Annotated in this window: 2 protein-coding genes; one reads left to right on the top strand and one right to left on the bottom strand. The window is 61.2% G+C overall.

What is annotated here, in order from left to right; genetic code table 11:
• A partial coding sequence (locus P7F60_RS30665; RefSeq protein WP_240208684.1) for a Tn3 family transposase occupies positions 1 to 2,838 on the bottom strand: 2,838 nt, incomplete at its 3' end.
• Positions 2,839 to 2,963: 125 nt separating this feature from the next.
• Here P7F60_RS30665 and P7F60_RS30660 point away from each other — a divergent pair.
• Entirely contained in the window at positions 2,964 to 3,578 is a 615-nt protein-coding gene (locus tag P7F60_RS30660) for a recombinase family protein (RefSeq protein WP_000904906.1), read from the top strand.
• Positions 3,579 to 3,611: the final 33 nt, after the last annotated feature.

Below are 3,611 nucleotides of genomic sequence, written 5' to 3'. Positions count from 1 at the left end.
TCCGAGCGGCGAAACATGGGCCAAGAGATCGGGCGATAGCAGCTTTCCATCGCGTTTCTGGTTTGCAACGACCTCGCCGAGCTTCATGGTGTTCCAGAAGATGATGATGGCGGCGAGCAGATTCATGCCGGCGATGCGGTAATGCTGGCCTTCGGCGGAACGGTCGCGGATTTCACCGCGGCGGTGGAAGCTGATTGCCCGCTTCAGCGCATGATGAGCTTCGCCTTTGTTGAGCCCGATCTGGGCACGCCGTTGGAGTTCGGCATCCAGAATCCAGTCGATCATGAACAGGGTGCGCTCGACGCGACCGACTTCCCGCAGGGCTGTCGCGAGCTCGTTCTGCCGCGGATAGGAGGCGAGTTTCCGCAGAATCTGGCTTGGCGCGACGGTCCCGGCAGCAATGGTGGCGGCGATGCGCAGGATGTCGGGCCAATTGCGCTCGATCATGGCTTGGTTGACCTTTCCGCCGATCAACGCTCGCAGGTGCGCCGGGGCGGCCGACGGATTGAACGCGTAGAGCCGTTTGGATGGCAGGTCGCGGATGCGCGGAGCGAACCGGTAGCCGAGAATGGCACATGCGGCAAAGACGTGATCGGTGAAGCCGCCCGTGTCGGTGAACTGCTCGCGGATATGGCGTCCAGCATCGTTCATCAGCAGGCCATCGAGGATGTAAGGCGCTTCGCTTGCCGTTGCAGGAATCACCTGGGTTGCGAACGGCGCATATTGGTCGGAGACGTGGCTATAGGCTTTCAGGCCCGGGGTATTGCCATATTTCGCGTTGACCAGGTTCATGGCCTCACCTTGCTCTGTAGCGACGAAGAACTGTCCGTCGCTCGAAGCCGACGTGCCCATGCCCCAGAACCGGGCCATGGGTAACGCTGCCTGTGCCTCGACCACCATGGCCAGCGCCCGGTCATAGGCTTCGCCCTCGACATGCCACCGTCCAATGCGGATCAATTCCCAGAAGGTGTGGGTGTTTGTCGCATCCGCCATTTTGCGCAAGCCGAGGTTGATCCCTTCCGCCAAGATAACGTTCATTAGCCCGATCCGGTCAGCGCAGGGTGCTCCTGTGCGCAGATGGGTGAACGCTTCGGTGAAGCCGGTCGCCGCATCCACCTCCAGCAGGAGATCGGTGATGCGCGTGGGCGGGATCTGCTTGTAGAGATCGAGCACCAGATCTTCGGCGCCTGTCGGCGCGGCGGCTTCGAGTTTCTCGATATGCAGAACGCCGTTTTCAATCGACCCGCCCGGGATCGTGCCTGCGCGAGCGGCACGGCCAAGCTCGCGCAACCGCATGTCGAGGCGAGCTTGCCGGTCTGCCAGCCATTCCTCCGGCCGCAATGGCACAGCGAGACGACCGCCTTCCGCGATGGATTGTGCCGGAACGAGTGCGTGTTTCAGATCGCCATAGCGCCGGGACCTAGTAAGCCAGACATCTCCGGAGCGGAACGCATCGCGCAGATGGAACAGCACCGCGATCTCCCATAGGCGAGCGTCGCCAGCCCTCTGGGCCCGAAGGTGGCGATGCCATTTCGAGCTGGGCCGCAAGAAGCTGGTCATCGCGGCATCGTTCAAACCGGTACGAAGGGCCGTCACCGCTTCCAGAAGCGGCAGTGCAACGGGCGCAGCTCGCAGATCGAGCAGGCGCAACATGCGTGGAGCGTATCGGCGGAAGCGGTGATAACCGTCGAGCACATGATTGAGCGGATCGTCGGCCATGGTGGCGGTCAGCCTGGTTGCCATTGCAACAAGGGTTTTTAAGCCGTCCCACCCTGACCCACTCGCGATGACATCGCCCAGCGGCTGGCCATCATCCTGTGCATCGACCAGGGCGCCCCCGATCTCGGCGAAGGATTTCAGGGTGTCACGCACCACCCCCGCTTCGTCTGCGACCTTTGCATGGCAAATACGCTCCGAAGCACGGTAGAGACGGCCGACGATCCGGTCGTGGGTTTCGACCACTGCGTCGGCCAACATCGCCTGCCATTCCGAGACGCAAACAGCCAAGATCGCAAGCCGCCTGTCCTCCGGGAGATCGCGCATGCCGTCGGCATAATACCGTTCACCCTGCCTGCGCAGACGAGTCACCCGATGGGCAGGAACGCCGGCAAGCAGATCCTCGGGGAGATCGATGCGTTGCAGATATTCGAGCCGGTCGAGCAGCCGGTTGGCCGACGAAGAGTTCGAGCCAGGCTCGAACTGGCGCAGCCACACAAAACGGGTCACCCGATCATCAGCCGTCTCCTCGAGCAATGCCAGCAACTGTTCTCGGATCGACATAGGCAGCCGACTGGCGATCCTCGTCTCGATGCGTCGCTCGGCATCGACGAGAGCCGCGGCACAAAGCCGCTCGATCGTGGATGTCGCGGGAAGGACAGTGCGGGTGCGTCGGCACTCGGCTACGAAGCGACGGGCGATATCCTCGTTCGACACCGCCATCTCGGCTTCTCGGAACAACCATTCCTTCAGCTCGCTCGCACCACGTCCGGAGAAGGTGCGGAAGCCGTAGAGCCCCCGTAACTCGGCAAGATGCTCGTGCCGTGTTTCCTCGCGGGCAGCATAGTCTACGAGATCGTCGGCACCCAGGCCAAGCTGCGCTCCGATAAATTCGATGACCTCTGCAGGGATCAGTTCGCCTGGAGCCAGCACCCGGCCGGGATAGCGCAGGACACACAATTGCAGGGCGAAGCCGAACCTGTTGTGAGCGCGCCGACGCAGCCTGATATGCCCAAGGTCTTCATCACTCAGCGTATAGTGCTTGAGCAAATCCGTCTGTGAAGTCGGCAAGCGCAACAGCGCGTCTTTCTGCCGATCGGTTAGAGTGACGCGACGCGGCATACATGTTCCTTTTTCAAAATCTGATAGCGTTCAAGACGCTTTGTTTATGAAGCTGGTTGAGATACATTTCCAGAGGTCAATGCAATCGTGGCCGAAGCGCCGCCTCAAACCAACGTTTGTGATACATGCTGATCGGATATGCCCGCGTCTCCAAAGCCGATGGCTCGCAGTCTCTCGACCTGCAGCACGACGCCTTGCGCGCCGCAGGTGTCGAACGGGACAATATCTATGATGATCTTGCTTCCGGCGGTCGTGATGATCGCCCTGGCTTGACTGCCTGCCTCAAGTCATTGCGTGACGGCGATGTGCTGGTGGTCTGGAAGCTCGATCGCCTCGGACGATCGCTTGCCCATCTGGTCAACACGGTGAAGGAGCTGTCAGACCGCAAGATCGGCCTGCGGGTTCTGACTGGAAAGGGCGCTCAGATCGACACCACGACTGCGTCCGGTCGCATGGTGTTCGGAATCTTCGCCACCTTGGCCGAGTTCGAGCGGGATCTGATCCGAGAGCGCACCATGGCGGGTCTCGCCTCCGCGAGAGCGCGCGGTCGCAAGGGCGGACGAAAATTCGCGCTCACCAAAGCTCAGGTGCGTCTCGCGCAAGCCGCCATGGCCCAGCGCGATACTTCAGTTTCCGATCTCTGCAAGGAACTCGGCATCGAGCGCGTCACTCTCTACCGATATGTCGGTCCCAAAGGCGAGCTCAGAGACCATGGAAAGCATGTTCTCGGACTTACGTAGCAACTCGTTTCTTTTCGCAGGTTGAGCCACCTC

The organism is Rhizobium sp. YJ-22, from assembly GCF_029601685.1.
GTDB lineage: Bacteria > Pseudomonadota > Alphaproteobacteria > Rhizobiales > Rhizobiaceae > Metarhizobium.
The sequence above is the reverse complement of the archived record's forward strand: the minus strand, read 5'-3'. Positions and strand labels throughout refer to the sequence as shown.